Below are 25,614 nucleotides of genomic sequence, written 5' to 3'. Positions count from 1 at the left end.
TCAGCGGAAGCCCATCCTGCCGCAGCCCCCGGCCCTGGGCCTACCGTGGCGGCATGACGACGACCGTCTCCTCCCACTCGGCCGACTCGGCCGACTCGGCCGCAGCGACCCAGGCCGAGGTGAGCCGGGAGATCGCCGACATCGCCACGGCGTACCAGGCCGCCGGCGTCGAGGAGACGCAGCCGCGGCTCGACTACGCGCCCTACCGGAGCAGCCTGCTGCGCCATCCGACCAAGGACCTTCACCACGCCGACCCGGAGACCATCGAGCTCTGGGCCCCGTGCTTCGGACAGCGCGACGTGGGCCCCCTCGAAGCCGATCTCACCATCCAGGACGGCGGTGAGCCGTTGGGCGAGCGGATCATCGTGACCGGCCGGGTTCTCGACGGCCAGGGGCGCCCCGTCGCCGGGCAGCTGGTCGAGATCTGGCAGGCCAACGCCGGCGGCCGCTACGTTCACCAGCGCGACCAGCACCCGGCCCCGCTCGACCCCCACTTCACCGGTGTCGGGCGCTGCCTCACCGGCCCGGACGGCACCTACCGGTTCCAGACCATCAAGCCGGGGCCGTACCCGTGGAAGAACCACCACAACGCCTGGCGCCCGGCGCACATCCACTTCTCGCTGTTCGGCACCGACTTCACCCAGCGCATGGTCACCCAGATGTACTTCCCCGGCGACCCCCTGTTCGCGCTCGACCCGATCTACCAGGCCATCACCGACCAGCAGGCCCGCGACCGGCTCGTGGCGACCTACGACCACGACGTGACCCAGCACGAGTGGTCGACGGGCTACCGATGGGACATCGTTCTTACCGGAAGCCAGAAGACCCTGATGGAGGAGTCGTGACCTCGCTCGTGCCGACGCCCGGCCAGACGGTCGGGCCGTTCTTCGGGTATGCGCTGCCGTTCGACCGCGACAACGAGCTGGTTCCGCTGTCGCACCCGTCGGCGGTGCGGCTCCACGGTCGGGTGACCGACGGAAACGGGGTCGGTGTCCCGGACGCGCTGCTCGAGCTGTGGCAGGCCGCACCGGACGGTTCCGTCGTGCAGCAGGACGGTTCGCTGCGCCGGGACGGCTGGACGTTCACCGGCTGGGGCCGCGCGTCCACCGACGCCGACGGTGGTTACGTGTTCACCACGTTGCGTCCCGGCGCGACCGACGCGGGCCGAGCCCCGTTCTTCGCAGTGACGGTATTCGCGCGCGGCCTGTTGAACCGGCTGTTCACCCGCGCCTACCTCCCCGACGACGCCGAAGCGTTGGCCGACGAGCCGCTGCTCGCGTCGCTCGACGCCGGCCGCCGCGCGACGCTGGTTTGCCGCACGGACGAGCACGGGTATGCGTTCGACGTGGTGCTCCAGGGTGACGCCGAGACGGTGTTCCTGCGGTACCCGGGCCAATGACCGACCTCTTCTGGCCGGGCGACGAGCGGGCCGGCGCCACCTTCTCCGACACGTCGTTCCTCGCGGCGATGGTCCAGGTCGAGGAGGGCTGGCTGGCCGGCCTGGTCTCCGCCGGCATCGCCCCGTATGCGGCGAAGGCGGATCTTGCCGGGCTCGTCGGACCGGCGGACGTCGACGAGATCGCCGCCGCAGCAGAGGCCGGCGCTAATCCCGTCATCCCGCTGGTGTCGTTGCTGCGCCGGCGGGCTCGCGAGGTCAACGACGAGGCGGCGACGTGGCTTCACCGCGGCCTCACCAGCCAGGACGTCGTCGACACGGCGCTGATGCTCTGCCTCCGAGAGACTCTCGACCGGGTGAACGGCGAGCTGCACGAGCAGGGGTCTGCGCTCGCGCGGCTCGCCGGCGAGCACCGGTCGACGGTGATGGCCGGGCGGACCCTGACCCAGCACGCGGTCCCGATCTCGTTCGGGCTCAAGGCGTCCGGGTGGCTCACGGGGGTTCTCGACGCCGCCGACGCGGTCGACGACGCGCGGGCATCGCTGGTCGTCCAGGTGGGCGGAGCCGCAGGAACCATGGCCGCGACGGCCGAACTCGCCCGTGCCGCCGGACTGGCCGACCCGGCCGCCGCCGCCGTCGCGACGGCCGAGGGGCTGGCTGCGACCCTGGGACTCAGGGCTCGGCCGCCGTGGCACACCTCGCGACGACCGGTCACCCTCGTCGGAGACGCGCTGGTGGCGGCGACCGACGCCTGGGGCCGGATCGCGTCCGATGTGGCGACGCTGGGGCGCCCGGAGCTCGGTGAGCTGTCGGAGCCGGCCGTGACCGGACGCGGAGGGTCGTCGACGATGCCGCAGAAGCAGAACCCCGTGCTGTCGCTGCTGGTCCGCCGAGCGGCGATCACCGCCCCCGGACTGTCCGCCACACTGCATACGGCGGCCGCCCTGGCCGTCGACGAGCGGCCGGACGGGGCGTGGCACGCCGAGTGGGCGACGCTGCGCACCCTGGCCCGCCAGACCGTCGTGGCCGCGGCGCAGACCACGGAGCTGGTGTCCGGTCTACAGGTGAACGTAGACCGGATGGCCGAAACCGTTGCGACGGCTCGCAACTCGCTCCTCGCCGAGCGCCGGTCCATCAGCGGCGACGACACCGGCGAGCCCGGTGCCTACCTGGGCGCGAACGACCTGCTCATCGACGCGGCTCTGCGGCGCGCTCGGCGCCATCTTGGGGAGTCCGCATGACCCTGCGCATCATCGGGACGCAGCTCAGCGATCCCGGACCGGTCGGGGCGCGCAAGCCGCTGCTGGTCCTCGGGCCGTCGCTCGGGACCTCGGCCCACGCCCTGTGGGCCCCTTGTGTCGTTGGCCTGGCCGACCGGTTCCACCTCGTCGGCTGGGACCTTCCCGGACATGGGGCGAGTCCGGCGGCCGACGGGTCGACGATCGACGTCGCCGACCTGGCGGCCGCGGTCATCGACCTCGTGGACGCGGTCCAGGAGGAGCGCGGAGAGGCGGCCGGACCGTTCGCCTACGCCGGTGACTCGGCCGGTGGGGCGGTCGGGCTCCAGCTGCTCCTCGACGCGCCCGACCGGGTGCGGGCGGCCGTGATCCTCTGCAGCAGCGCGGCGTTCGGGGTGATGCCCGGCTGGCTCGACCGAGCCGCTGCCGCCCGGGCCTCGGGGACCGCGTCGCTCGTGCCGCTCTCGCTGCAGCGATGGTTCACCGACGGGTTCGCCGAACGCGAGCCGGAGCGCGTGTCGGCACTGCTGCACTCCCTGCGCGAGACCGACGACGAGAGCTACGCCCAGGTCTGCGAGGCGCTCTCCCGGTTCGACGTTCGTGACCGCCTGGGCGAGGTGACCGTCCCGGTCCTCGCGGTCGCCGGCTCCGAGGACGTGGCGACACCGCCGGCGCTGTTGGAGGAACTCGCCGTCGGTATCCCGGGCACCCGGGTCGTGGTCCTCGAAGGGGTCGCGCACCTACCGCCGGCCGAGGCGCCGTCGGTCGTCGTGAAGCTGCTCGTCCAGCACCTGGAACCGCACGAGGAGGCGGTCACCGGCATACCGGACGTCGCTGGTGACAACACTGGAGATTCGTTGTACGACCAAGGAATGACCATCCGTCGTGCGGTCCTGGGCAACGCCCACGTCGACCGGGCGAATGCGGGCGTCACCGACCTCACTCGTGACTTCCAGGAGCTCATCACCCGCTACGCCTGGGGCTCCATCTGGACGCGGCCGGGCCTCGACCGCCGGAGCCGTTCGATGATCACCCTCACCGCGCTCATCGCTCGCGGTCACCACGAGGAGCTGGCCATGCACCTGCGAGCCGCACGCACCAACGGGCTGACCGACGACGAGATCAAGGAGGTCATCCTCCAGAGCGCGATCTACTGCGGCGTGCCCGACGCCAACACCGCCTTCCGAGTGGCGCAGACCGTGCTGTCGGAACCCGTTCCAACCGAGGAGCAGTCCTGATGACGCACCACACCGGTGAGTCCGCGTACGTCTACGCGGCGGTCCGAACTCCGTTCGGCAGGTTCAACGGCGGACTGTCCGGCGTCCGCCCGGACGACCTGGCGGCGACGGCGATGCGTGGGGTGCTGGCGGCGCTGCCGGACCTGGATCCTCAGGACGTCGGCGAGGTCGTGTGGGGCAACGCCAACGGCGCCGGCGAGGACAACCGCAACGTGGGTCGCATGGCGGTGCTGCTGTCCGGCCTCCCGGTGACGCTGCCGGCGACGACGGTCAACCGGCTGTGCGGCTCCAGCCTCGACGCGGCGATGATCGGATCGCGGACGGTCGAGTCCGGGGACGCCGACGTCGTGCTGGTCGGTGGCGTGGAGTCGATGACGCGGGCCCCGTGGGTGCTGCCCAAGCCGGACCGGCCGTTTCCCGCCGGCGACGTGACCGCGGTGTCGACGACGCTGGGGTGGCGGCTGGTGAACCCCTCGATGCCGGCGGAGTGGACCGCGTCGCTGGGGGAGTGCAACGAGCAGCTGCAGGAGAAGTTCGCGATCTCGCGGGAGCGGCAGGACGCGTTCGCGACGCGGTCGCACCAGCTCGCGGACGCGGCGTGGAACGAGGGGTTCTACGACGACCTGACGGTGGCCGTGCCGGGGACGGAGGTCACCCGTGACGAGTCGATCCGGCCCGGGACCTCGGTGGAGAGGCTCGCGACGTTAACGCCGTCGTTCCGGGTCGAGGGGACCATCACGGCGGGGAACGCCTCGCCGCTGAACGACGGTGCGTCCGCTGTGGTGCTCGGCTCCAGGGCGGCGTCGTCGCGGATCGGCGGATCACCGCTGGCTCGGGTCGCCGGCCGGGCGGCCGCCGCCCTCGAGCCGCAGATGTTCGGGTTCGCACCGGTCGAGGCCGCCGAGAGGGCGTTGCGGCGGGCGGGAGTCGAGTGGTCGGACATCGGCGCGGTCGAGCTCAACGAGGCGTTCGCCGTGCAGTCCCTGGCCTGTGTCGACGCGTGGGGCGTTGATCCCGACATCGTCAACGCCAAGGGGGGCGCGATCGCGATCGGGCATCCGCTGGGGGCCTCGGGCGGCCGCATCCTCGGGACGCTGGTCAAGCGGATGCGCGACGGGGGTCACCGGTGGGGCGTCGCGGCGATCTGCATCGGCGTCGGCCAGGGCCTCGCGGTCGTGCTCGAGAACGAGGACGCCTGATGTCGCGGGTGTCGGTCGTCACCGACCCGGACGAGGCCGTGGCGGGGATCGCGGACGGGTCGACGGTGCTGGTCGGTGGGTTCGGGATGGCGGGCATGCCGGTCGACCTCATCGATGCCCTGATCCGGCAGGGGGCGTCGGACCTGACGGTGGTGTCCAACAACGCGGGGAACGGTGACACCGGGTTGGCGGCTCTGTTGGCGGCGGGGCGGGTGCGGAAGATGATCTGTTCGTTCCCGCGTCAGTCGGACTCGTGGGTCTTCGACGGGTTGTACCGGGCCGGGGAGGTCGACCTGGAGGTGGTGCCGCAGGGGAACCTGGCGGAGCGGATGCGGGCGGCTGGCGCGGGTATCGGTGCGTTCTTCTCTCCGACGGGGGTGGGAACGCCGTTGGCGGAGGGCAAGGAGACGCGCACGATCGACGGTCGCGACTACGTGCTGGAGCTCCCGATCCGTGGTGATGTCGCGCTGGTCCACGCCCACGTGGCCGACGCGATGGGAAACCTGGTGTACCGCAAGACCGCCCGCAACTTCGGCCCCGTGATGGCTGCCGCAGCGGCACTGACGATCGCGGAGGTGTCCCGGGTCGTGCCCGTCGGAGACCTGGACCCCGAGAATGTGGTCACGCCGTCGATCTACGTCAACCGGGTCCTCGACCTCTCCGGGGCCGAGGCCACGAGAGGATCAAACCCCGAACCGTCACGGACGGAGGCGTCATGACCGTCGAGCACACCGAGCGCCGGCCCCTCGACCGCAAGGAGCTGGCGGCGCTGGTCGCGCGGGACATCCCGCCGGGTTCGTTCGTCAACCTGGGGATCGGTCAGCCGACGATGGTCGGCGACTATCTCGACCCCGCCGCCGGGGTGATCCTGCACACCGAGAACGGGATGCTGGGGATGGGACCCGCCGCGGTGGGTGACGAGATCGACGCCGACCTCACCAACGCGGGGAAGATCCCCGTTACCGAGCTGCCCGGCGCCTCGTACTTCCACCACGCCGACTCCTTCGCGATGATGCGCGGTGGTCACCTCGACGTCTGCGTCCTCGGCGCTTTCCAGGTCTCCCAGCGCGGCGACCTGGCCAACTGGCATACCGGTGCCCCTGACGCCATTCCCGCCGTCGGCGGGGCCATGGACCTCGCGATCGGGGCCAAGCAGACCTTCGTGATGATGACGCTGTTCGCCAAGGACGGCACCGCGAAGCTGGTGCCCGAATGCACCTACCCCTTGACCGGGGTGCACTGCGTGACTCGCGTCTTCACCGACTACGGCGTCTTCCAGATCGGGCCGGAGGGCGTGGCGGTCTCCGAGACCTACGGGATCTCGTTTGCCGATCTGGCAACACGAGTTGACGTTGCCCTGACCGAGGGTGAGACGCTGCCCGGGTGAGACACCACGACCATGAGCTGGACCCCACAACGCTGCATACTCCCGAGTTCTGGGACGACCGTTACGGGTCGACCGAGGCCCTCTGGAGCGGTCGGCCGAACCAGCGGCTCGTGGAGAACGTGTCGGGTCTGACCCCTGGCACGGCGCTCGAGATCGGTTGCGGTGAGGGCGCGGACGCGATCTGGCTGGCGCAGCAGGGGTGGACCGTGACGGCGGTCGACGTGTCGAAGGTGGCGGTGGAACGGGCGGCGGGGCATGCCGCCGAGGCGGACCCGGTGGCGGCGCAGCGGATCACCTGGCGTCAGCAGGACCTGCGCGAGTGGGCGCCCGAACCGGCGTCCTACGACCTGGTGACCGAGCACTTCCTGCACCTGCCGAGTGCGGTGCGCGTCCCGCAGCACGCGCGACTGGCGGCCGCGGTCTGCCCCGGTGGCACGCTGCTGATCGTGGGGCATCACCCCGGGGACAACGAGACGTTGCAGCGTCCGCACCCGGACGACCTCTTCTTCACCCCCGAGGAGGAGGCGAGCCGTCTGGCTGCTGATGACTGGGACGTCTCGGCGACCTCGCCCACGCGGCCGGCGCTCGACCCGGACGGCAACGAGGTCGTCCTCACCGATGCGGTTGTCTGCGCGGTGCGTCGGGGCTGAGGACGTCGGGCTTCTACGTTGGCGCCACGGCCACGCAGACGACGGGAATCCCCGAGTTACCGTCGCCCGCGTGGACGTTCCGTGGCTATCGGGAAGGAGGCCGGTCGCGGCCGCTTGATACGCCCGTGGGGTCAGCCGTCGGCCGCGTCCGGATCCTCTTCGGGCTCGAAGGTGTTCGGTTCGCCGGTGGTCAGCTCGATGCCCTCACCGCTGCCGTCCTCGCGCTGGAGGTCCGACTCGGTGCCGGTCGTCGCTGTGGTGTCCTCGTCGCTCATCGCGTTGCCCTTGTCGTCGGCGTCGTCGTGGGTATGCGGTTCCTCTACCCGCGACGACGGGTCGGCAACCTCGTGCGCGCCGAGGCGGAGCCGCCGGGCCGATGACAGCGCCCCCACGGGGGGCGCTGCCGTGCCTCGTGCGGGCAGGACCGGCGCCGGGTGGTGCAGCAGCCGTCGTCCTGTGCAGGGGGATCCCGCCCCCCAACCACCGAGGTTGGGGGAATCCGAAGCGTCCTCATCGTCGACCCGTGAGCGGTCGCTGTCCATCGGAAGTCCCGGAGATGTGCACAAGGTCTGCTCGTCTCGTCCCATGATCCACACTCCGCATTCCCGTGCTGGTGGTGCGGTCGTCGCTCGGCAACCCTCGAGGCGAGACAGCCGGAAGGTCCGGCCGGCGCCCGTCGGGCGCCATGGCGAGAGGGGATGTCGATGCGGGGTTGGATGCGTGCCCGGGGGTGGGCGAGAGGACGGACGAGGCGGCGGCAGGTCGGTCGGCTGAGGTCCGCCGGCATGACCACGGCGGAGTATGCGGTGGGCACCCTCGCGGCGGTCGCCTTCGCTGCGGTGCTGCTCGCCGTGGTCAAGTCCGGTGCGGTGGTGTCCGCGCTGACCAGCATCATCACGACGGCGCTGGGCTCGGCCCGCTGACGATGTTCGGGCGTGGGGGAGCCCGCGTGGGCCGACGCGACCGGGGCATGGTCACGGCCGAGCTCGCGCTCGCAGTGCCGGTCGTCGTCATGGTGCTCGCGCTCGGCCTGGCGGCCATCCGGGTGGGTGTCGACCAGGTCCGGTGCGTCGACGCCGCACGCCTGGCGGCTCGGGCTCTGGCTCGGGGCGACGCCGAGGGATCGGCCCGCGCGCTCGCCGCGACCGCCGGGCCACCGGGTGCCGTGGTCGTGCTCGCTGCGGCTGGTCCGGAGGTGTCGGCATCGGTGACGGCGAGCCGAGACCTGGCCGGGTGGAGGGTCGTCACCGTGCGGGGGTCGGCGACTGCGGCGCGGGAGGAGGTTCCGTGACTCAGCGGGTCGCCGTGACTCGGCGGGTCGCGGTTCGGGACCGTGGGTCGGGGACCGTCCTGGTGCTGGGGGTCGTGGGGGTGCTGCTCGCGATGACCGTGGGCGCCCTCTGGGTGGTGAGTGCGGTCGTGGCGGCGCATCGGGCGCAGACCGCTGCCGACCTCGCCTCGCTCGCCGTGGCCGCCGCTCTCGTTCGCGGTGAGCCGACCGCGACTGCGTGTGGCGAGGGTGCGGCCCTCGCCGCTCGCAACGGAGGCCGTCTCGCGTCGTGTCAGGCCGGCCCGGACTACTCGGTCGAGCTGGTGGTCCAGGTCCCGGCGACGGTGTGGCGAGTCGGTACGGCGACGGCGAGGTCACGCGCCGGACCGGCCGAAGCGGATGGACCGGCGTGGTCCGGAGGCTCACGATGACCGTGGCGCAGCGGGCCGGAGGGAAACGGGCGCAGCGGGCCGGAGGGAAACGGGCGCGGCGGTCCGATTGACGGGGCGCAGATGGAACGGCCGCCCAGCGCGTGGGCTCGGACGCCGTGGAGTCCAGGCTCAGCGGGGCGAGCGCGCGCGGGCCAGGGTGAGGTCGAGGAGGGTCACGGCCCGAGCCTTGTCCAGAGGTTCGTTGCCGTTTCCACATTTGGGCGACTGGACGCACGACGGGCATCCCGCCAGACAGGCACAACCGGCGATCGCGGCACGGGTCCCGGCGAGCCACTGCTCCATCGCCTCGTACCCGCGCTCGGCGAAGCCGGCTCCTCCCGGGTACCCGTCGTACACGAGGATCGTCGGCACTCCGGTGTCCGGGTGGAGGGCGGTCGAGACCCCGCCGATGTCCCACCGGTCGGAGGACGCGACGAGCGGGAGCATCCCGATGGCGGCGTGCTCCGCGGCGTGCGCGGCTCCGGGGATGGCGGCCTCGGGTACGCCCCACGCTCCCAGCAGGTCGGTGGGGATGGTCCACCACACGGCCTTGGTCGGCAGCGAGCGCACGGGGAGGTCCAGGGCGTGCTCGCCGATGACCTCGCCGGTCGGCAGCCGTCGCAGGAAGGAGGTGACCTGGGTCCGGACCTCGACGTCCCCGAAGTGGCACCCGACCGGTCCCCACTGGCGCGTGCGGTCGACGGCCACGATGTCGAACGCCGACATCGAACGCGCCTGCGTCGACCAGCCGGGGTCGCCGACGCGGACCAGGGCGCACCCTTCGTCGAGGTCGAGGCTGACGACGACGAACGTGTCGCCCTGATGGACGTAGACCGCACCGGGGTGGACCGCCGTGTGCGATCGCGCGTCGTCGATCGTCCCGAGGACCCGGCCGGTGCGGTGGTCGGCGATCCGCAGCGTGCTCCCCGAGCCGCGCAGCGACACCCGGTCGGTGGGCCGGTCGCCCTCGGCCCAGAACCAGCCGGTCGGCCGTCGCCGCAGCACACCGGAGGCCACGAGACCGTCGAGCAGCGGTACCATCGACGACCCGAAGTAGGACTCGTCGGCCTCGGTGAGGGGCAGCTCAACGGCAGCGGCGGCGAGGTGGGGACCGAGCACGTAAGGGTTGTCGGGGTCGAGGACCGCCGCCTCGACCGATGCCCCGAACACCGCGTCGGGATGGTTGACGAGATAGGTGTCGAGCGGGTCGTCGGCGGCGACGAGCACCGCCAGCGACTCGGCACCGGCCCGCCCGGCCCGTCCGGCCTGCTGCCACATCGAGGCCCGCGTGCCGGGCCAGCCCGCGAGCAGGACGGCGTCCAGGCCGGAGACGTCGATGCCGAGCTCGAGGGCAGTCGTGGCCGCGAGGCCGAGCAACCCGCCCGCCCGCAGCGCGGCCTCCAGCTCGCGACGCTCCTCGGGCAGGTACCCGCCCCGGTATGCCGCGACGGTGTCACCCAGTGCCACGTCCAGCTCCCGCAGGTGGCTGCGGGCGGCGGACGAGATGACCTCGACGCCGGCTCGGGAGCGGGCGAAGGCGACGGTCTGCACGCCCTGGGCGACGAGGTCGGACAGCAGGTCCGCGGACTCGGCGACCGCGCTCCGCCGCCGCGACGGCGCACTCCCGGAGCCGGGGCGAACCGTCGGCAGCTCAGCGGCGGCCAGGCCAGCGGCGAGGTCAGCGGCGAGTCCAGCGGCGGGGTCGGTGGCTGGGTCGGCAGCCAGGCCAGCGGCGGGGTCAGCGGCGGGGTCAGCGGCGGGGTCAGTGGCGGGGTCAGTGGCGGGGTCAGACGCGAGCGGTTCGGGACGCCACGCGTATCCGATCTCGCCGGGCTGCCAGAGGCCGAAGGTGAGCGCCGCCCGCGGCGAGCCGTCCTCGGTGACGGCCTGCACGGGCATACCGACGAGGCGGGCGGCGTGCACGGACGGGTCGGCGACCGTGGCGGACGCGAGGACGAAGGTGGGGTAGGAGCGGTAGCGGGCGCACACCCGGCGCAGCCGGCGCAGCACCATCGCGAGATGCGAGCCGAAGACGCCCCGGTAGACGTGGCACTCGTCGACGACGACGTAGCGCAGCGCCCGGAGGAACGACGCCCAGTGCTCGTGGCCCGGCAGGAGGGAGTGATGCAGCAGGTCGGGGTTGGTGAGGACGTAGTTCGCATGCTCCCGGACCCACCGGCGGTCGTCGGGCGAGGTGTCGCCGTCGTAGGCGGCCGCGCGCAGCCCGGGCAGGGCCAGCCGGTCGAGCCGGTCCAGCTGGTCGTGGGCCAGGGCCTTGGTCGGCGCCAGGTACAGCGCGGTCGCGCCCCGCCCGTTCGGTGCCAGGGAACCGTCCACGACGTCGGAGAGGGCCGGCAGCAGGTACCCCAGGGACTTGCCCGACGCCGTCCCGGTCGACAGCACGACATGAGTGCCGGCATGGGCCGCCTCGGCCGCCTCGAGCTGGTGGCTCCAAAGGTTCGACAGCCCCGCCTGGGTGAACGCGGTATACAGCGTGGGCGTGACCCACACCGGCCACGGTGCCGGGGACGCCGCCCGCGCGGGAACCCGGTGGACGTGGGTGAGCCGCTCCTGCCGTCCGCCCGCCAAGTGGGTCAGCAGGGCCTCGGGGGAGGGGCGAGCGGCGCGTCGGCCAGCACCCATCGACGGGCTCGCGGGCGATCCCGGAAGGAGGGGTGGAACGGCAGTGGACATCGCCGATACGGTACGTCCGCCTGACCCCGCAGAGTAGGGTTCGGGCGTCGGTCGGGGCGGCATGTCGCCGCGCCTGACACGAAGGTCGCGCTCCCCGCCGGGACGCACGGACGGGTAAGAACAGGTAGGACTGTGGATCTCGACATCGGGAGCTCGGTGGTAGACGGCCGTACCGTGGTGCAGGTCGTCGGCGAGATCGACGTCTACACGGCGCCCCAGCTTCGCGAACGGCTGGACCAGGAGATCGAGGCGGGCCGCCACGACCTCGTCGTCGACCTGTCCGGGGTCTCCTTCATGGACTCCACCGGCCTCGGCGTCCTCGTCGGGCGGCTCAAGCAGATCCGTCTCAAGGACGGGTCGATGAAGCTGGTCTGCGCCCACGACCGGGTCCTCAAGGTCTTCGTCATCACCGGCCTCGACAAGGTCTTCGCCATCTACCCGACCGTCGGCGAGGCCGTCGCCGCCGGATAGATGTGGCCGACCTCTCAGCGGTTCGCTCAGGGGTGCTCGGGTCAGGCTGCGCGCTCTCTGGTTTGATTAGGGCCAGCACCTACCTACAGGTAGGGTTTCCCCGCGAATCACCCGCGCGTTCCTGCTGTGCTCACTTCTGGGGGCTAAACACGGGTTCGTCCACTCGAGGGTGAGTGAGCGTCCTCAAGGAGGAAGTGCAGTATGCCCAACCTTGCCCCGGCAGCGGCCACACCGCTGGACCTGGCAGGCAGCAACCTGGTCCTTGTCTACGCGGTGCTCGCCATCGCAGTCATCGCCCTGGTGTTCGGCCTGTTCTTTCGACGTCAGGTGCTGGCGACCGACCCCGGTACCGAGAACATGCAGACCATCGGCGCAGCGGTGGAGGAGGGCGCTCAGGCATACCTCCGGCGTCAGTTCTCCACGCTGGTCTGGTTCGTCGTGATCGTCTGTGCGCTGTTGTTCATCCTGCCTGCGGACACCACGAGCATCAAGATCGGCCGTTCCGCGTTCTTCGTCGTCGGCGCGGTCTTCTCGGCGCTCATCGGCTACCTGGGCATGTCGCTCGCGGTCAAGGCCAACGTCCGCGTCGCCTCGGCTGCTCGTGACGGTGACCGTGATGCGGGTATGCGGATCGCCTTCCGCACCGGTGGGACCGTCGGCATGTTCACGGTGGGCCTCGGACTTCTTGGCGCGGCCGTCGTCGTGATCTGGTTCAAGGGTGACGCTCCCAAGGTCCTCGAGGGCTTCGGCTTCGGCGCGGCCCTGCTCGCGATGTTCATGCGGGTCGGCGGTGGCATCTTCACCAAGGCCGCCGACGTCGGCGCCGACCTCGTCGGCAAGGTCGAGGCGGGCATCCCGGAGGACGACCCGCGCAACGCGGCCACGATCGCGGACAACGTCGGCGACAACGTCGGCGACTGCGCCGGCATGGCCGCCGACCTCTTCGAGTCGTATGCGGTCACGCTGGTCGCCGCGCTGATCCTCGGCTCGGTCGCCCTCGGCACCCAGGGCCTCGTCTTCCCGCTGATCATCCCGGCTATCGGCGCGATCACCGCGATCATCGGCGTGTTCATCACGCGGGTGAAGCCGGGCCAGAACGCGCTGTCCGCGATCAACCAGGGCTTCTACACCTCGGCGGTCATCTCGGCGGTCCTGTCCGTCGTCGCGGTCTTCCTCTACCTGCCGACCGCGTCCCCGGACAGCGTGGACGCCGCCTCGGGTGCCGCTGTCGCCGGCGTCGACGGGCTGCGCATCCGCGCCGCCGTCGCCGTCATCCTCGGCATCGTCCTGGCCGGGATCATCCTGTGGCTCACGGGCCACTTCACCGGCACCGACAAGCGGCCCACCCGCGACGTCGCCCGGACCTCGCGCACCGGTGCGGCCACGGTCATCCTGGCCGGCATCGGCGTCGGGTTCGAGTCGGCCGTCTACACCGCGGTCATCATCGGGGCGGCGGTCTACGGAGCGTTCCTGCTCGGCGGCGGCTCGGTCTCGCTCGCGCTGTTCTTCGTGGCGGTCGCCGGTACCGGCCTGTTGACCACCGTGGGCGTCATCGTCGCCATGGACACCTTCGGCCCGGTCTCCGACAACGCCCAGGGCATCGCCGAGATGTCCGGCGACATCGACGCCGAGGGTGCGCGGATCCTCACCGACCTCGACGCCGTCGGAAACACCACCAAGGCGATCACCAAAGGCATTGCGATCGCCACCGCGGTGCTGGCCGCCACGGCCCTGTTCGGCTCGTTCACCGACGCGTGGAGCTCCACCGTCCAGAACCTGCTCAGCACGAACCAGATCACCGAGGCGCCGAGCCAGTTCGTGCAGGACATGTTCAACACCCAGATCGTCACGCCGAGCACGCTCGTCGGGCTGCTGCTGGGTGCCGCGGTGGTGTTCCTCTTCTCCGGCCTCGCCATCAACGCGGTCACCCGCGCCGCGGGCGCCATCGTCTTCGAGGTGCGCCGCCAGTTCCGTGAGCACCCCGGGATCATGGACTACACCGAGAAGCCCGAGTACGGCCGCGTGGTCGACATCTGCACCCGGGACTCGCTGCGCGAGCTCGCCACCCCCGGTCTCCTCGCGGCCCTCACGCCGGTCATCGTCGGCTTCGGCCTTGGCATCGGCGCGTTGGCGGGGTTCCTGGCCGGCGCCATCGGCACCGGGTGCCTCATGGCCGTGTTCCTCGCGAACTCCGGTGGGTCGTGGGACAACGCCAAGAAGATCGTGGAGGACGGCCACTACGGCGGCAAGGGCTCAGCGGCCCACGAGGCCACCGTCATCGGTGACACCGTCGGTGACCCGTTCAAGGACACCGCCGGCCCGGCGATCAACCCGCTGATCAAGGTCATGAACCTCGTCTCGGTGCTCATCGCCCCGGCCATCGTGATCCTCACCGTCGGCAACTCGGCGAACCCGCTGGTCCGTTACGGCATCGCCCTCGTCGCGCTCATCATCGTCGTGGCCGCGGTGGCGGTCTCCCGGTCGCGCGACATCTCGTTCGGCGGCGACGACGACGACATCGACGACGAGGAGCCGCTCGACGACGACGAGCTCGCCGCGAGCCCCGAGGCCGAGGACCACGTCACGGGAGCGGACGACGACGAGGTCGTCCGGGCCAGCGCCGAGGCGGACGAGGAGCAGTCCCGGGTCTGACCCGAAGCCTCACCCGCACCAACCGAACGCAGGGCCCACCCACCGGGTGGGCCCTGCGTCGTCTCCACCGGCATACGGTGAGGCGTGCCGCCGCCCGAGTCGCCCCCGCCGCCGCGCGCCGACGCCGCGGGCCTGGCCACCCTCCGAGCGGATCTGGCCGGCGCCGGCTACACGGTCGACGGAGTCCGCGCCGTCCTCGGGCCGGTCGCGGACGCGGCGCTCCACCGGGAGCAGCCACTGGCCGCGGACCTGGCCACCCGCAGGGTCACCGACCCGGTCGCCGTCATGGCCCGTTGCTTCGCGCTCGGTATGCCCGTCGCCACGGCCGACCTCGACCGCGCCCTGCCCGGTCTGACCGCGGTCGGGGCCGGGGCGCTGGGTCTCGTCGAGCTCAGCGCCGGTGACGCGCGAGCGCTCTGCGACCTGCGCCCCTACGGCGACGAGGCCCACGACTGGTGGGTCGTCTCGGACGAGTCCGAGATCGCCCGGGGTGGCCCCCTGCCCCCGGACCACGTCCTCGGCGTCGGGCCGGCCTCGATGACTGTCGCCCAGTGGACACCGCGCCGGCCCGTAGGGCGGGCTCTCGACCTCGGCACCGGCTGCGGGGTGCAGGCCCTGCACCTCGCCGGGCACAGTGGCACGGTCGTCGCGACCGACGTCTCCGAGCGCGCCCTCGCCTTCGCCCGCTTCACCACGGCGCTGGCCGAGGTGCCGGTCGACCTGCGGGCCGGGAACCTGCTCGACCCGGTCGCGAGCGAACGGTTCGACCTCGTCGTGAGCAACCCGCCGTTCGTCATCACGCCCCGACGCCCCGGTGTCGTGACCTACGAGTACCGCGACGCCGGCCTCGTCGGCGACGCCGTCGTCCGAGAGCTGGTCCGCACGGTGGGCGATCATCTCGAACCCGGCGGCGTCGGCCTGTTCATCGGGAACTGGGAGACCCGCGACGGGCAGACCTGGCGCGACGTCTGGACGTCGTGGCTCGACGGGACCGGCCTCGACGCGTGGGTAGTGCAGCGCGACGACCAGGACCCGGCCGAGTACGCCGAGCTCTGGGCCGGGGACGCCGGCGCCAGGAGCGGCACGCCCGGGTACGAGGACCTGTATGCGGCGTGGCTGGCCGACTTCGCCGCCCGGGGAGTGGAGCGCATCGGGTTCGGGGTGGTCGCTCTCCAGCGCCCGACCGGACCACGACCCCCCTGGACCGACCTCGTCGACCACCGCGGCCCGGTGGCCCACGTGATGGGGCCTACCGTCGACGCCGGACTTCGGGCTCGTACCTGGCTGGCCGAACACGACGACCACGCCCTCCTCGACGTCGCCTGGTCGTGCGCGCCGGACGTCACCGAGGAGCGGCACGCGCGGCCCGGCGCAGCCGACCCGTCAGTCATCCGGCTTCGGCAGGGCGGCGGCCTGGGCTTGACCGTCCCGCTCGACACGGTGGGGGCCGCCCTGGTCGGCGTCTGCGACGGGACCCTCACCGCGCGGCAGGCCCTCGGAGCGATCGCGTCCCTCCTGGAGCAGCCCGAGGCGGCCATGACGGCCGCCGCCGTTCCGCTCCTCCGGGAGCTGGTGGCCGACGGCCTGCTCGTTTGAGCATGAAGCGATCCAGATGAAGTCTGTTACCGCCATGTAACCGCCGGTGGGTCCGACAGGGACATGATGACCCTGATCGACACCACAGTTTCGGGGCAGAACGAGCGCTGAGGACGGTTACATGACCACCACAGAAACCAGTCACGCCGACTCACTGCATGCGGAGCAAGCGGGCTACAAGCAGTCCCTCGGCAGCCGGCACGTCCAGATGATCGCCATCGGCGGTGCCATCGGCACCGGCCTCTTCCTCGGCTCGGCGTCGCGGCTCGCCAGCACGGGACCGGCGCTGCTGTTCAGCTACGCGTTCGTCGGTGTCATCGCCTACCTCCTCATGCGGGCCCTCGGCGAGCTGGTCCTGCACCGCGCGACGTCGGGCGCGTTCGTGTCGTACATGCGGGAGTTCTACGGCGAGAAGGCCGCCTTCGTCACCGGCTGGATGTACTGGCTGAACTGGGCGCTGACCGGCATCGCCGAGCTCTCGGCGGTTGGCCTCTACGTCCAGTTCTGGTTCCCGACCATGCCGACCTGGGCGACCGTGCTGATCGCGCTCGCCGTCGTGCTGTTCATCAACCTGCTCTCGGCGCGCGCCTTCGGCGAGTTCGAGTTCTGGGCGTCGATCCTCAAGGTCACCGCGATCGTCGTCTTCCTCATCGTCGGCCTCGTCGTCGTGGCCTTCAGGCTCGACATCGGCGGCCACCAGGCCGGTATCCAGAACCTCTGGAGCAACCCCGGCGGGTTCTGGCCGAGCGAGGACCCCTTCCACTGGTACGGCCCGATCCTCGTCATGTCCGGAGTCGTCTTCGCGTACGCCGCTATCGAGATGGTCGCGATCGCCGCCGGTGAGATGGAGAACTCCGACAAGGAGGTCCCCAAGGCGATCAACGCCGTGATCTTCCGGATCGCCGTCTTCTACTGCGGCTCGATCCTGCTCATCGTCTGCATGCTTCCGACGAGTGAGTTCAAGTCGGGCATCAGCCCCTTCGTGACCATCTTCGACCGGATGGGCCTCGACTGGATGGCCGCCGCGATCCAGGCGATCCTCATCGTCGCGGCGATGTCGAGCCTCAACTCCGGGCTCTACTCGACCGGGCGGGTCCTGCGCAGCCTCGGCATGTCGAAGCAGGCTCCGAGGTTCACGCTGAAGATGAGCAGCTCGGGGGTGCCGTGGGCCGGCATCGTCATGACCTCGGTCGTCTTCGTCTTCGGGGCGGTCCTCAACGCGGTCACCCCCGACGCCTTCGAGATCGCCCTGGAGGCGGCGGCGCTCGGCGTCCTCTTCACGTGGGCAACGATCTTCATCTGCCAGCTGAGACTGAGAAAGCTGGTCAACCTCGGCATCATCCCCAAGAGTCCGTTCCAGGCGCCCGGGTATCCCTGGACGAGCTATGTCGGCCTCGCCTTCCTGGTCCTGGTCGTCATCGGTCTCGCCGTCCAGGGCTGGCAGCACTCGCCCTACTTCTGGAAGAAGACCGACTTCCTCGTCGTGGTCTTCGGGATCCCGCTCATCGCGGTGATCCTCCAGCTCGGCTGGATGGTCGTGCGCCCCAAGGTCGTGGCCAACACCGGTGACCGGCTCAAGGCGGTGTGGTCCGACACCGGTCCCACCTACGGCACCAGGCTCATCGACCTGGAGGACGAGCCGATCGACCCGCTGCTCCTGCCACCGATCGACCCTGACCTGCTCGAGCCGCCGCACGGCAAGGACGACTCGTGACCAGGCGGTTCCGGCGGCTGTGGCCCGCTGCCGTCGTCGCGACCCTGTCCGCCGTGCTGGCCGGCTGCTCGTCCGGCGGTGCCATCCCGACGCCCCAGGCCACCGGCACCGGGAAGATGACGATCGGCATCTCCTTCGACCAGCCCGGGATCGGGCTCAAGAGCGGGAACACCTACAGCGGGTTCGACGTCGAGACGGCCAAGTACGTCGCCGCGGCCATGGGCGTCCCGCCGGAGAACATCACCTGGAAGGAGGCCAACCCCAGCCAGCGCGAGAACCTCCTGGTCGACAAGTCGGTCGACATGGTCTTCTCCTCGTACTCGATCACCGACGCGCGCAAGCAGAAGGTCGACTTCGCCGGGCCGTACTTCGTGGCGCACCAGGATCTGCTGATCCGGCGCAACGACGCGGAGATCACCGGCCCGGAGAGCCTTGACGGCAAGAACCTCTGTTCCGTGGCCAACACGACGTCCGCGGCCTACGTCAAGGAGCACTACATCGGCCGGATCCAGCTCCAGGAGTACCAGACCTTCTCCGAGTGCGTCGACGCGCTCGCGAAGGGGCAGATCGACGCGGTGACGACCGACGACGTGATCCTCGCCGGCTTCGCTGCGCTGCCCGAGTACAAGGGCCTGCTCAAGGTGGTCGGCAAGGGGTTCACCGATGAGCGCTACGGGGTCGGCCTGCCCAAGGGCGACAGCGCGACGGTGGCCAAGGTCAACGACGCCCTGAAGAAGTACATCGCCGACGGCACCTGGAAGACCGTGCTCGACAACACGGTCGGGCCGTCCGGCTACGTCATCCCGAGCCCGCCGACGCCGGGGAGCTAGCACGCCCCCGCCCGGGGCGGACCTCGGGAGGCTCCTCGCCGCATACCCGCCGTTCGACCGTCTCGACGAGGAGACCCGCGCCGCGCTCGCCGGTGCAGCGCGGGTCGACGAGTATGCGCCGGGCGAGCTGGTGCTCGACGCGTTCGCCACGGCGAGTGTTGAGGTCTACGTCGTCGTCAGCGGGCGAGTTGAGCTGTGGAACGACCCGGCGCATCTCGGCGGGCCCCCCGGCGAGGTGCTCGGTCCGGGTGGCCTCTTCGGCTTCTCGGCGATGCTCACCGAACGCTCCATCGGACCGCGGGCGGTGGCCGCGGTGCCGTCGACGGTCGCCCGCATCCCGGAGGCGGCCGCACTGCCGGTCTTCACGTCGCGCCTCGGGGCGCGGTTCCTGGCGGGGCGGCTGGCGGCCATCCCGGTGCGACCGGAGGTGGGGCCGACCTACAGCACGGTCGACGAGCTGGTCCGGACCGCTCCTCTGGTGGTGCCGCCGGAGACGACGGTCGCCGAGGTGGCCCGGTCGATGACCGCCGACGGCGCCCCCTACGCGGTCGTGGACCTGGGGGAACAGACCTACGGCCTGGTCACCGATGCCGGCCTGCGCCGGCACGTCCTCGTCGACGGCGTACCCGGGTCAGCCACGGTGCGTGAGGTGATGACGTCGTCGCCGCCTAGCGTCATGAGCGGGTCGTCGGCCGCGGAGGCACTGATCCACCTGTTCGACCGCGACGGTGAGTTCCTCCTGGTGACGGACCCGGGAGGTGCCCTGCGTGGGGTCGTGGCACCGCGGGACTTCGCCGTCTCCCCGACCACGGCCGGGGTGTCCCTGCACGAGCAGCTCCGCCGGGCGGCCTCCACGGACGAGCTGGTCGACCGAGCGCACCGCACGCCAGAGGTGCTCGAGGACCTGCTCGCCCGCGGACTGGCCACCGGCCGGGTCATCGCGGTCTACTCCTCGATCCTCGACACCCTGGTCCGCCGTGCGATCGGCCTCATCTTCGCCGAGCACCCCGAGTTGGACGTCGACGCCTTCACCTGGCTGTCGCTGGGGAGCAACGGACGGCGGGAGGCGGTGCTCAGCTCCGACGTCGACTGCGCGGTCGCCTTCGACGACCGCGTGCCCGAGGCGGACATTCCCGTATACCGAGCCGTCTTCGCCGAGGTCGAGGAGGTGCTGTCCCGGTCGGGCGTCCGCGGTGACCGGCACGGGGCGACGGCCTCGCACCCGACGTTCGCGCGGACCAACGCCCAGTGGCGGGCGGCAGCGGAGGAGTGGCTGGCGACCCCGGTCGCCGACAACGGCGCCATGATGACCTCCCTCCTCGTCGACGGCCGGCCGATCCACGGCGACCCCGGCCTGCCCGCGGCCACCGCGGTGTTCGGCGACCTGCGGCGTCACCCCGGCACGATGCGGCTGCTGCTCGAGGAGTCGCTCGCGTCGCGGGCTCGGATGCGGTCCTGGCGCAAGGTGCTGAGCGGCCGACCGGAGACGTTCTCCATCAAGGCCCACGCGGTCCTCCCGGTCGTGAACCTGGCGCGCTGGGCGGCCCTCGCCGTCGGCTCCCCGGCCCTGCCGACCGTGGAGCGGTTGCGAGCGGCGTCCGGGTCGCAGATGCTGCCGAGCGACCGCGCCGAGACGCTGGTCGAGGTGTTCGGGCTCCTCCAGCGGCTCCGGCTGAGGTACCAGCTGCTGCAGCGGCAGAGCGGCGACCGGCCCTCGGACCTGCTGACCCTTGACCGGCTGTCGTCCATCGACCGGAGCCTGGTGGCGGAGGCCGTCCGCGAGATCGCCGCCATCCAGCGCCGGATGACCAACGTCGCGCACTTCGTGCCGGCCGAGGGCTGGGTCGCGGCCGACCGCCCCTGAGTCGTGCGGACGCGGGATGACCGTCACCGACGACGAGGTCGGCACGACCGACGACATGCGCCGGACCCTGCGCGACGTACGCCGCATCGGCCGCCTGCTGATGCAGGGCCTGGAACCCGACGACGGCAGCGGGCCCGAACCTGCTCCGGGTCCTCGAGGAGCACCTCGGCGTCCCACCGGACACGCTCGCCGGCCGGCGATCGTCGTCCTCGAGGACTGCGACCTCATCGCCGAGGACCGGTCGTTCGGGCCGATGGCCAAGCCGCTGCTGTTCGGGGTGCTCGACGCCCTTGACGGCATCGACGCCGACGCCGACGTGGCGTTCCCGCTCACGACGAACCGGGTCGAGCACCTCGAGCGCGCCCTGAGCCGGCGGCCCGGGCGCGGCTCATGACATAACTCACTTGACCCTCCCCCCGGGTCAGGGTCGACAGTGGAGCATGTGGCAGCGGGGGGCCCGGATCTGACCGGAGACAACACGCTTGTGAGTGAGCGCTCACTCATTTATGCTGCCGTCGTGAGTCCTCGCGCCTCGGCCCTGCCGCCCGCTGAACGGCGGGTGTCGATCGTCCGGGCGGCGCTGCGCCTGATCTCGGCCAACGGGACCATGCCGACCACGCGAGAGATCGCGGAGGCGGCCGGGATCGCCGAGGGGACCATCTTCCGGGCCTTCGACACCAAGGAGCGCCTTGTCGAGGCGGTCGTCGGTGAGACCTTCTGCCCGGCGGCGATCTCGCTGCAGATGCAGGCGATCGACCTGGAGGAGCCGCTCCGGGAACGGCTGGTCGCCCTCGTCGCCGTCCTGCAGGGCCGCTTCACCGAGATCTTCGGCGTGATGAGCGCCCTCGGTCTCACCGCGCCGCCGTCGGACCGAGAGGAGCACCGCGGGTGCCGGCCGGACACCGGCCACGTCCCGGTGGACCAGCAGGACCCGGCCGACGAGTCGGCCTGGCGCGGCAGCCCCGGCCGACTGCTGGCCTTCGTGGAGCCGTCGGCCGACGAGCTGACCTGTACGCCCGCCGAGCTGGTCACGTACCTGCGGCTGTTCACCTTCTCAGCCAGCCACCCCGACATCGCGGAAGGCCAGATCCTCCCGCCCCAGACCATCGTCTCCGTCGTCCTCGACGGCGTGACCAGGAAGGCGTCCTGATGCTCGTCCGGCTCGTCCGCACCCATCTCGTGCCCTACCAGGGTGAGCTCGCCGGGGTCCTGGTGCTCCAGCTCATCGGTACCATCTCCGCGCTCTACCTGCCCACCCTCAACGCCGACATCATCGACAACGGTGTCGCCAAGGGCGATACCGGCTACATCATCCGGACCGGCGTGTGGATGCTCGGCGTGAGCGTCGTCCAGATCGTCGCCACCATTGCCGCGGTCTACCTCGCCTCCCGCGCGTCGATGTCGCTGGGCCGCGACCTGCGTTCGGCGATCTTCCACCGCGTCGGTGACTTCTCTGCGCAGGAGGTCTCGAAGTTCGGCGCCCCCACGCTGATCTCGCGCAACACCAACGACGTGACCCAGGTGCAGATGGTCGTGTTCATGGCGCTGGCAATCATGGTCTCGGCGCCGATCAGCATGATCGGCGGCATCTTCATGGCGTTGCGCCAGGACGTGCCGTTGTCGGTCATCATCGCCGTTGCGGTCCCCCTGCTGGCGATCGCCGTCGGCCTGGTCATCCGGAAGATGATTCCGCAGTTCCGGCTCATGCAGACCTCGATCGACAGCGTGAACCGGGTCATGCGCGAGCAGATCACCGGCATCCGCGTGGTCCGCGCCTTCGTGCGCGAGGACTTCGAGACCGAGCGGTTCGGGGTGGCCAACGCGACCCTGACCAGCACGGCCCTCAGGGTCGGCCGGCTGCAGGCGCTGATCTTCCCGATCGTCATGATCATCCTCAACGCGTCGACCGTCGGCGTGCTCTGGTTCGGGGCCGGCCGGGTCGAGAGCGGCGCCATGCAGGTCGGCTCGCTGACCGCCTTCATGGCTTACCTCATCCAGATCCTCATCTCGGTGATGATGGCGACCTTCATGGCGATGATGATCCCGAGGGCATCGGTGTCCGCCGACCGCATCGGGGAGGTGCTCGAGACCGAGTCCTCGGTCGCCGCGCCGACCGAGGCGGTCACCGACATCCGCCGCGGATCCGAGATCGTCTTCGACCACGTGGATTTCCGCTATCCCGGAGCCGAGGCGCCGGTGCTTCAGGGCGTGACCTTCCGGGCTGAGCCGGGCAAGACCACGGCGGTCATCGGGTCCACCGGCGCGGGCAAGACCACACTGGTCAACCTCGTGCCGCGGCTCTTCGACATCACCGGTGGCCACCTGACCATCGGCGGTGTCGACGTGCGCGACGTCGACCTGGACACCCTGTGGTCCCGGATCGGCCTGGTTCCCCAGCGCCCCTACCTCTTCACCGGCACGGTGGCGAGCAACCTGCGCTACGGCAACCCGGACGCGACCGACGAGGAGCTGTGGGAGGCCTTGCGGGTCGCCCAGGCGAAGGAGTTCGTCGAGCGGATGCCCGACCAGCTGGAGTCGCCGATCGCCCAGGGCGGGACCAACGTGTCGGGCGGCCAGCGACAGAGGCTGGCCATCGCCCGGGCGCTGGTGCGCAAGCCGGAGGTCTATCTCTTCGACGACGCGTTCTCGGCGCTCGACCTCTCGACCGACGCCCGCCTGCGCCAAGCGCTGAGGCCCATCACGAGAGAGGCGACGGTGATCGTCGTGGCGCAACGGGTGTCGACCATCATCGACGCCGACCACATCGTCGTCCTCGAGGACGGCCTCGTCGTCGGGTTGGGAACGCATGACGAGCTGCTCGCCTCCTGCGAGACGTACCGGGAGATCGTCGAGTCGCAGCGCAGCGCGGAGGTCGCGGCATGAGCGAAGAGGGCGTGAAGTCCGCCGAGGAGAAGGCGGCTGAGGCTCGCCGAGGTCCCAACCGGGCCGGAGGCATGGGTGGCGGCCGAGGCCCGATGGGCATGGCCATGCCCGGCGAGAAGTCGCAGAACTTCGGCCCCTCGGCCAAGCGGCTCATGCGGCGGCTGCGACCCGAGCGGATGCTCGTCGCCGTCGTCGTCCTGCTGGCCGTTGCCAGCGTCACTCTCACGGCCATCGGACCGAAGATTCTCGGCCACGCGACCAACATCATCTTCGAGGGGTTCTTCAGCAAGCAGATGCCGTCTGGAGTCACCCAGCAACAGGTCGTGGACCAGCTGAGGGCTTCGGGGCAGACCCAGCAGGCGAACCTCATCTCGGGGATGAACCTGGTGCCTGGTCAGGGGATCGACTTCACCGAGCTCGCCCGGGTGCTGCTCTTCGTCATGGCGCTCTACCTCGTCGGCGCGCTGCTCCAGTGGTGGTCCGGCTGGATCCTCGCCGGGGTTGTCACCCGCACCATCAACAAGCTCCGGGCCGATGTCGAGGCGAAGCTGAACCGCCTGCCGCTGCCCTACTTCGACGGCCAGCCCCGCGGCGAGCTGCTCAGCCGGGTGACCAACGACGTCGACAACATCCAGCAGAGCCTGAGCCAGACGCTCAGCCAGCTGCTGACCTCCCTGCTCACCGTTGTCGCCGTGGTCGCCCTGATGTTCTCGATCTCGTGGTCGCTGGCGCTCATCGCGCTGGTGACCATCCCGATCTCCATGTGGATCACGGCGATGATCGCCAAGCGGTCGCAGAAGCTGTTCGTCGAGCAGTGGAAGACCACCGGTCAGCTCAACGGCATCGTCGAGGAGACCTTCACCGGGCACGGCTTGGTCAAGGTGTTCGGGCGTCAGCGCGAGACGCAGGCGGAGTTCGAGAAGAAGAACGACGATCTGTACAACGCGGCCTTCGGCGCCCAGTTCATCAGCGGCATCATCATGCCCGCGATGATGTTCATCGGGAACCTCAACTACGTGGTCATCGCCGTCGTCGGTGGGCTGCGCGTGGCGTCCGGCACGATGAGCCTCGGTGACGTCCAGGCGTTCATCCAGTACTCGCGCCAGTTCACCCAGCCGCTGACCCAGGTGGCCTCGATGGCCAACCTGCTCCAGTCCGGGGTGGCCTCGGCCGAGCGGGTGTTCGACGTGCTCGACGCGCCCGAGCAGGACCCGGACTCGACCACGCCCGCCGAGGTGGGAGCGTCCAAGGGCCGCGTCGCCTTCGAGGACGTGTCGTTCTCCTACACGCCCGACAAGCCGCTCATCGAGAACCTCGACCTGTGCGTGGAGCCGGGCCAGACCGTCGCCATCGTGGGGCCGACCGGGGCTGGCAAGACGACCCTCGTGAACCTCATCATGCGCTTCTACGAGCTGAACTCCGGCCGGATCACCTTGGACGGCGTGGACATCACCGACATGACGCGACACGACCTGCGCTCGCGGATCGGCATGGTCCTCCAGGACACCTGGCTGTTCCAGGGGACCATCCGGGACAACATCGCCTACTCGCGTCCGGACGCCACCGAGGAGGAGATCCTCGAGGCGGCGCGGGCCACCTACGTCGACCGTTTCGTCCACTCGCTGCCCGCTGGGTACGACACGAAGCTCGACTCGGAGGCCGGCAACATCTCGGCGGGCGAGAAGCAGCTGCTCACCATCGCGCGGGCGTTCCTGGCCGCGCCGGAGCTGCTGATCCTCGACGAGGCGACGTCGTCAGTCGACACGCGTACCGAGCTGCTGGTCCAGCACGCGATGGCCGCGCTGCGCAGCGACCGGACCAGCTTCGTGATCGCGCACCGCCTGTCGACGATCCGCGACGCCGACGTCATCCTCGTCATGGAGGACGGTCACATCGTCGAGCAGGGTTCGCACGCCGACCTGCTCATCCGCGACGGGGCCTACGCGAGGCTGTACGCCGCGCAGTTCAGCGGCGCCGCCAACGACCTCGACGAGGAGGCCGCGGCGCTCGCCGGACCCGGCGCGGGCGGCGGCATGATGGCCGGCGCCGGCCGGATGGCGCCCAAGGAGTAGTCCGGCCCGATGCGGACCGGGGTATGCGC

General features: G+C 70.9%; 22 protein-coding genes and 3 pseudogenes. 23 read left to right on the top strand and 2 right to left on the bottom strand.

The genetic code is table 11. From position 1 onward, the window contains the following. Positions 1 to 53: 53 nt before the first annotated feature. From pcaH to VIG79_RS01375, 9 genes and pseudogenes are all read left to right on the top strand, one after another. Positions 54 to 845, top strand: a complete 792-nt coding sequence (gene pcaH, locus VIG79_RS01415; RefSeq protein ID WP_331881166.1) for a protocatechuate 3,4-dioxygenase subunit beta — start codon at positions 54 to 56, stop codon at positions 843 to 845. Beyond that, complete coding sequence (gene pcaG, locus VIG79_RS01410) at positions 842 to 1,399, top strand: protocatechuate 3,4-dioxygenase subunit alpha (protein ID WP_414672560.1); 558 nt, start codon at positions 842 to 844, stop codon at positions 1,397 to 1,399. Before pcaH ends, pcaG begins: the two co-directional genes overlap by 4 nt. Continuing rightward, positions 1,396 to 2,637, top strand: coding sequence for a lyase family protein (locus VIG79_RS01405; protein ID WP_331881162.1), 1,242 nt, complete (start codon positions 1,396 to 1,398; stop codon positions 2,635 to 2,637). Before pcaG ends, VIG79_RS01405 begins: the two co-directional genes overlap by 4 nt. Continuing rightward, positions 2,634 to 3,398: pseudogene (locus tag VIG79_RS01400) on the top strand (alpha/beta fold hydrolase); the annotation flags it as partial. The gene VIG79_RS01405 and the pseudogene VIG79_RS01400, both read left to right, overlap by 4 nt. A gap of 57 nt (positions 3,399 to 3,455) precedes the next feature. Next, the gene (gene pcaC / locus VIG79_RS01395) at positions 3,456 to 3,872 is read left to right on the top strand and encodes a 4-carboxymuconolactone decarboxylase (RefSeq protein WP_331881298.1); all 417 of its coding nucleotides are present in this window, start codon (positions 3,456 to 3,458) and stop codon (positions 3,870 to 3,872) included. Further along, positions 3,872 to 5,071 (top strand): thiolase family protein, encoded by a 1,200-nt coding sequence (locus VIG79_RS01390; protein WP_331881160.1) that lies wholly within the window; start codon positions 3,872 to 3,874, stop codon positions 5,069 to 5,071. Before pcaC ends, VIG79_RS01390 begins: the two co-directional genes overlap by 1 nt. Further along, positions 5,071 to 5,790 carry a 3-oxoacid CoA-transferase subunit A gene (locus tag VIG79_RS01385; protein ID WP_331881158.1) on the top strand — a complete coding sequence of 240 codons (720 nt, stop codon included), beginning with the start codon at positions 5,071 to 5,073 and terminating at the stop codon, positions 5,788 to 5,790. Before VIG79_RS01390 ends, VIG79_RS01385 begins: the two co-directional genes overlap by 1 nt. Continuing rightward, positions 5,787 to 6,458, top strand: coding sequence for a 3-oxoacid CoA-transferase subunit B (locus VIG79_RS01380; RefSeq protein WP_331881155.1), 672 nt, complete (start codon positions 5,787 to 5,789; stop codon positions 6,456 to 6,458). The genes VIG79_RS01385 and VIG79_RS01380 overlap by 4 nt, the downstream gene beginning before the upstream one ends. Beyond that, on the top strand, positions 6,455 to 7,108 hold the full coding sequence (locus VIG79_RS01375; protein ID WP_331881153.1) for a class I SAM-dependent methyltransferase: 654 nt from the start codon (positions 6,455 to 6,457) through the stop codon (positions 7,106 to 7,108). Before VIG79_RS01380 ends, VIG79_RS01375 begins: the two co-directional genes overlap by 4 nt. A 131-nt stretch (positions 7,109 to 7,239) precedes the next feature. Here the strand turns inward: VIG79_RS01375 and VIG79_RS01370 are convergent, their stop codons facing one another. Beyond that, entirely contained in the window at positions 7,240 to 7,500 is a 261-nt protein-coding gene (locus VIG79_RS01370) for a hypothetical protein (protein WP_331881150.1), read from the bottom strand. Positions 7,501 to 7,893: 393 nt separating this feature from the next. Between VIG79_RS01370 and VIG79_RS01365 the strand changes: the two genes are divergently transcribed. Genes VIG79_RS01365 through VIG79_RS01355 form a run of 3 tightly spaced genes read left to right on the top strand, consistent with a single transcriptional unit; the run spans position 7,894 to position 8,809 of the window. Beyond that, complete coding sequence (locus tag VIG79_RS01365) at positions 7,894 to 8,031, top strand: DUF4244 domain-containing protein (protein ID WP_331881148.1); 138 nt, start codon at positions 7,894 to 7,896, stop codon at positions 8,029 to 8,031. A gap of 47 nt (positions 8,032 to 8,078) precedes the next feature. Continuing rightward, positions 8,079 to 8,399, top strand: a complete 321-nt coding sequence (locus VIG79_RS01360) for a TadE family type IV pilus minor pilin (RefSeq protein WP_331881146.1) — start codon at positions 8,079 to 8,081, stop codon at positions 8,397 to 8,399. Then, the gene (locus tag VIG79_RS01355) at positions 8,396 to 8,809 is read left to right on the top strand and encodes an Rv3654c family TadE-like protein (RefSeq protein ID WP_331881143.1); all 414 of its coding nucleotides are present in this window, start codon (positions 8,396 to 8,398) and stop codon (positions 8,807 to 8,809) included. Before VIG79_RS01360 ends, VIG79_RS01355 begins: the two co-directional genes overlap by 4 nt. Before the next feature lie 129 nt (positions 8,810 to 8,938). Here VIG79_RS01355 and VIG79_RS01350 read toward each other — a convergent pair whose 3' ends face one another. Continuing rightward, positions 8,939 to 11,452 (bottom strand): DEAD/DEAH box helicase, encoded by a 2,514-nt coding sequence (locus VIG79_RS01350; RefSeq protein ID WP_414672561.1) that lies wholly within the window; start codon positions 11,450 to 11,452, stop codon positions 8,939 to 8,941. A gap of 183 nt (positions 11,453 to 11,635) precedes the next feature. Between VIG79_RS01350 and VIG79_RS01345 the strand changes: the two genes are divergently transcribed. The 11 genes and pseudogenes from VIG79_RS01345 (at position 11,636) to VIG79_RS01295 (ending at position 25,585) form a co-directional block, all read left to right on the top strand. Then, a complete protein-coding gene (locus tag VIG79_RS01345; RefSeq protein ID WP_331881139.1) occupies positions 11,636 to 11,974 on the top strand; it encodes an STAS domain-containing protein in 339 nt (112 codons plus the stop codon). Between the two features lie 201 nt (positions 11,975 to 12,175). Then, entirely contained in the window at positions 12,176 to 14,626 is a 2,451-nt protein-coding gene (locus tag VIG79_RS01340; protein ID WP_331881136.1) for a sodium-translocating pyrophosphatase, read from the top strand. A gap of 84 nt (positions 14,627 to 14,710) precedes the next feature. After that, positions 14,711 to 16,222, top strand: coding sequence for a DUF7059 domain-containing protein (locus VIG79_RS01335; protein WP_422655579.1), 1,512 nt, complete (start codon positions 14,711 to 14,713; stop codon positions 16,220 to 16,222). A 121-nt stretch (positions 16,223 to 16,343) separates the two neighbouring features. Further along, positions 16,344 to 17,936 (top strand): amino acid permease, encoded by a 1,593-nt coding sequence (locus tag VIG79_RS01330; protein WP_331881134.1) that lies wholly within the window; start codon positions 16,344 to 16,346, stop codon positions 17,934 to 17,936. Next, positions 17,933 to 18,766, top strand: coding sequence for a glutamate ABC transporter substrate-binding protein (locus VIG79_RS01325; protein ID WP_331881131.1), 834 nt, complete (start codon positions 17,933 to 17,935; stop codon positions 18,764 to 18,766). The genes VIG79_RS01330 and VIG79_RS01325 overlap by 4 nt, the downstream gene beginning before the upstream one ends. Positions 18,767 to 18,887: 121 nt before the next feature. After that, positions 18,888 to 19,364: pseudogene (locus VIG79_RS01320) on the top strand (cyclic nucleotide-binding domain-containing protein); the annotation flags it as partial. A gap of 54 nt (positions 19,365 to 19,418) precedes the next feature. Then, positions 19,419 to 20,630 carry a putative nucleotidyltransferase substrate binding domain-containing protein gene (locus VIG79_RS01315; protein WP_331881292.1) on the top strand — a complete coding sequence of 404 codons (1,212 nt, stop codon included), beginning with the start codon at positions 19,419 to 19,421 and terminating at the stop codon, positions 20,628 to 20,630. Positions 20,631 to 20,814: 184 nt separating this feature from the next. Next, positions 20,815 to 21,015: pseudogene (locus VIG79_RS01310) on the top strand (AAA family ATPase); the annotation flags it as partial. 132 nt (positions 21,016 to 21,147) lie between these two features. Beyond that, positions 21,148 to 21,780, top strand: a complete 633-nt coding sequence (locus VIG79_RS01305; protein WP_331881128.1) for a helix-turn-helix domain-containing protein — start codon at positions 21,148 to 21,150, stop codon at positions 21,778 to 21,780. Next, positions 21,780 to 23,513, top strand: coding sequence for an ABC transporter ATP-binding protein (locus tag VIG79_RS01300; RefSeq protein ID WP_331881126.1), 1,734 nt, complete (start codon positions 21,780 to 21,782; stop codon positions 23,511 to 23,513). The genes VIG79_RS01305 and VIG79_RS01300 overlap by 1 nt, the downstream gene beginning before the upstream one ends. Continuing rightward, positions 23,510 to 25,585, top strand: a complete 2,076-nt coding sequence (locus VIG79_RS01295) for an ABC transporter ATP-binding protein (protein WP_414672559.1) — start codon at positions 23,510 to 23,512, stop codon at positions 25,583 to 25,585. Before VIG79_RS01300 ends, VIG79_RS01295 begins: the two co-directional genes overlap by 4 nt. The last annotated feature ends 29 nt before the right edge of the window (positions 25,586 to 25,614 follow it).

Source organism: Lapillicoccus sp. (assembly GCF_036559105.1).
Taxonomy (GTDB): domain Bacteria; phylum Actinomycetota; class Actinomycetes; order Actinomycetales; family Dermatophilaceae; genus Lapillicoccus.
This window is presented reverse-complemented; position numbering and strand designations above follow the sequence as displayed.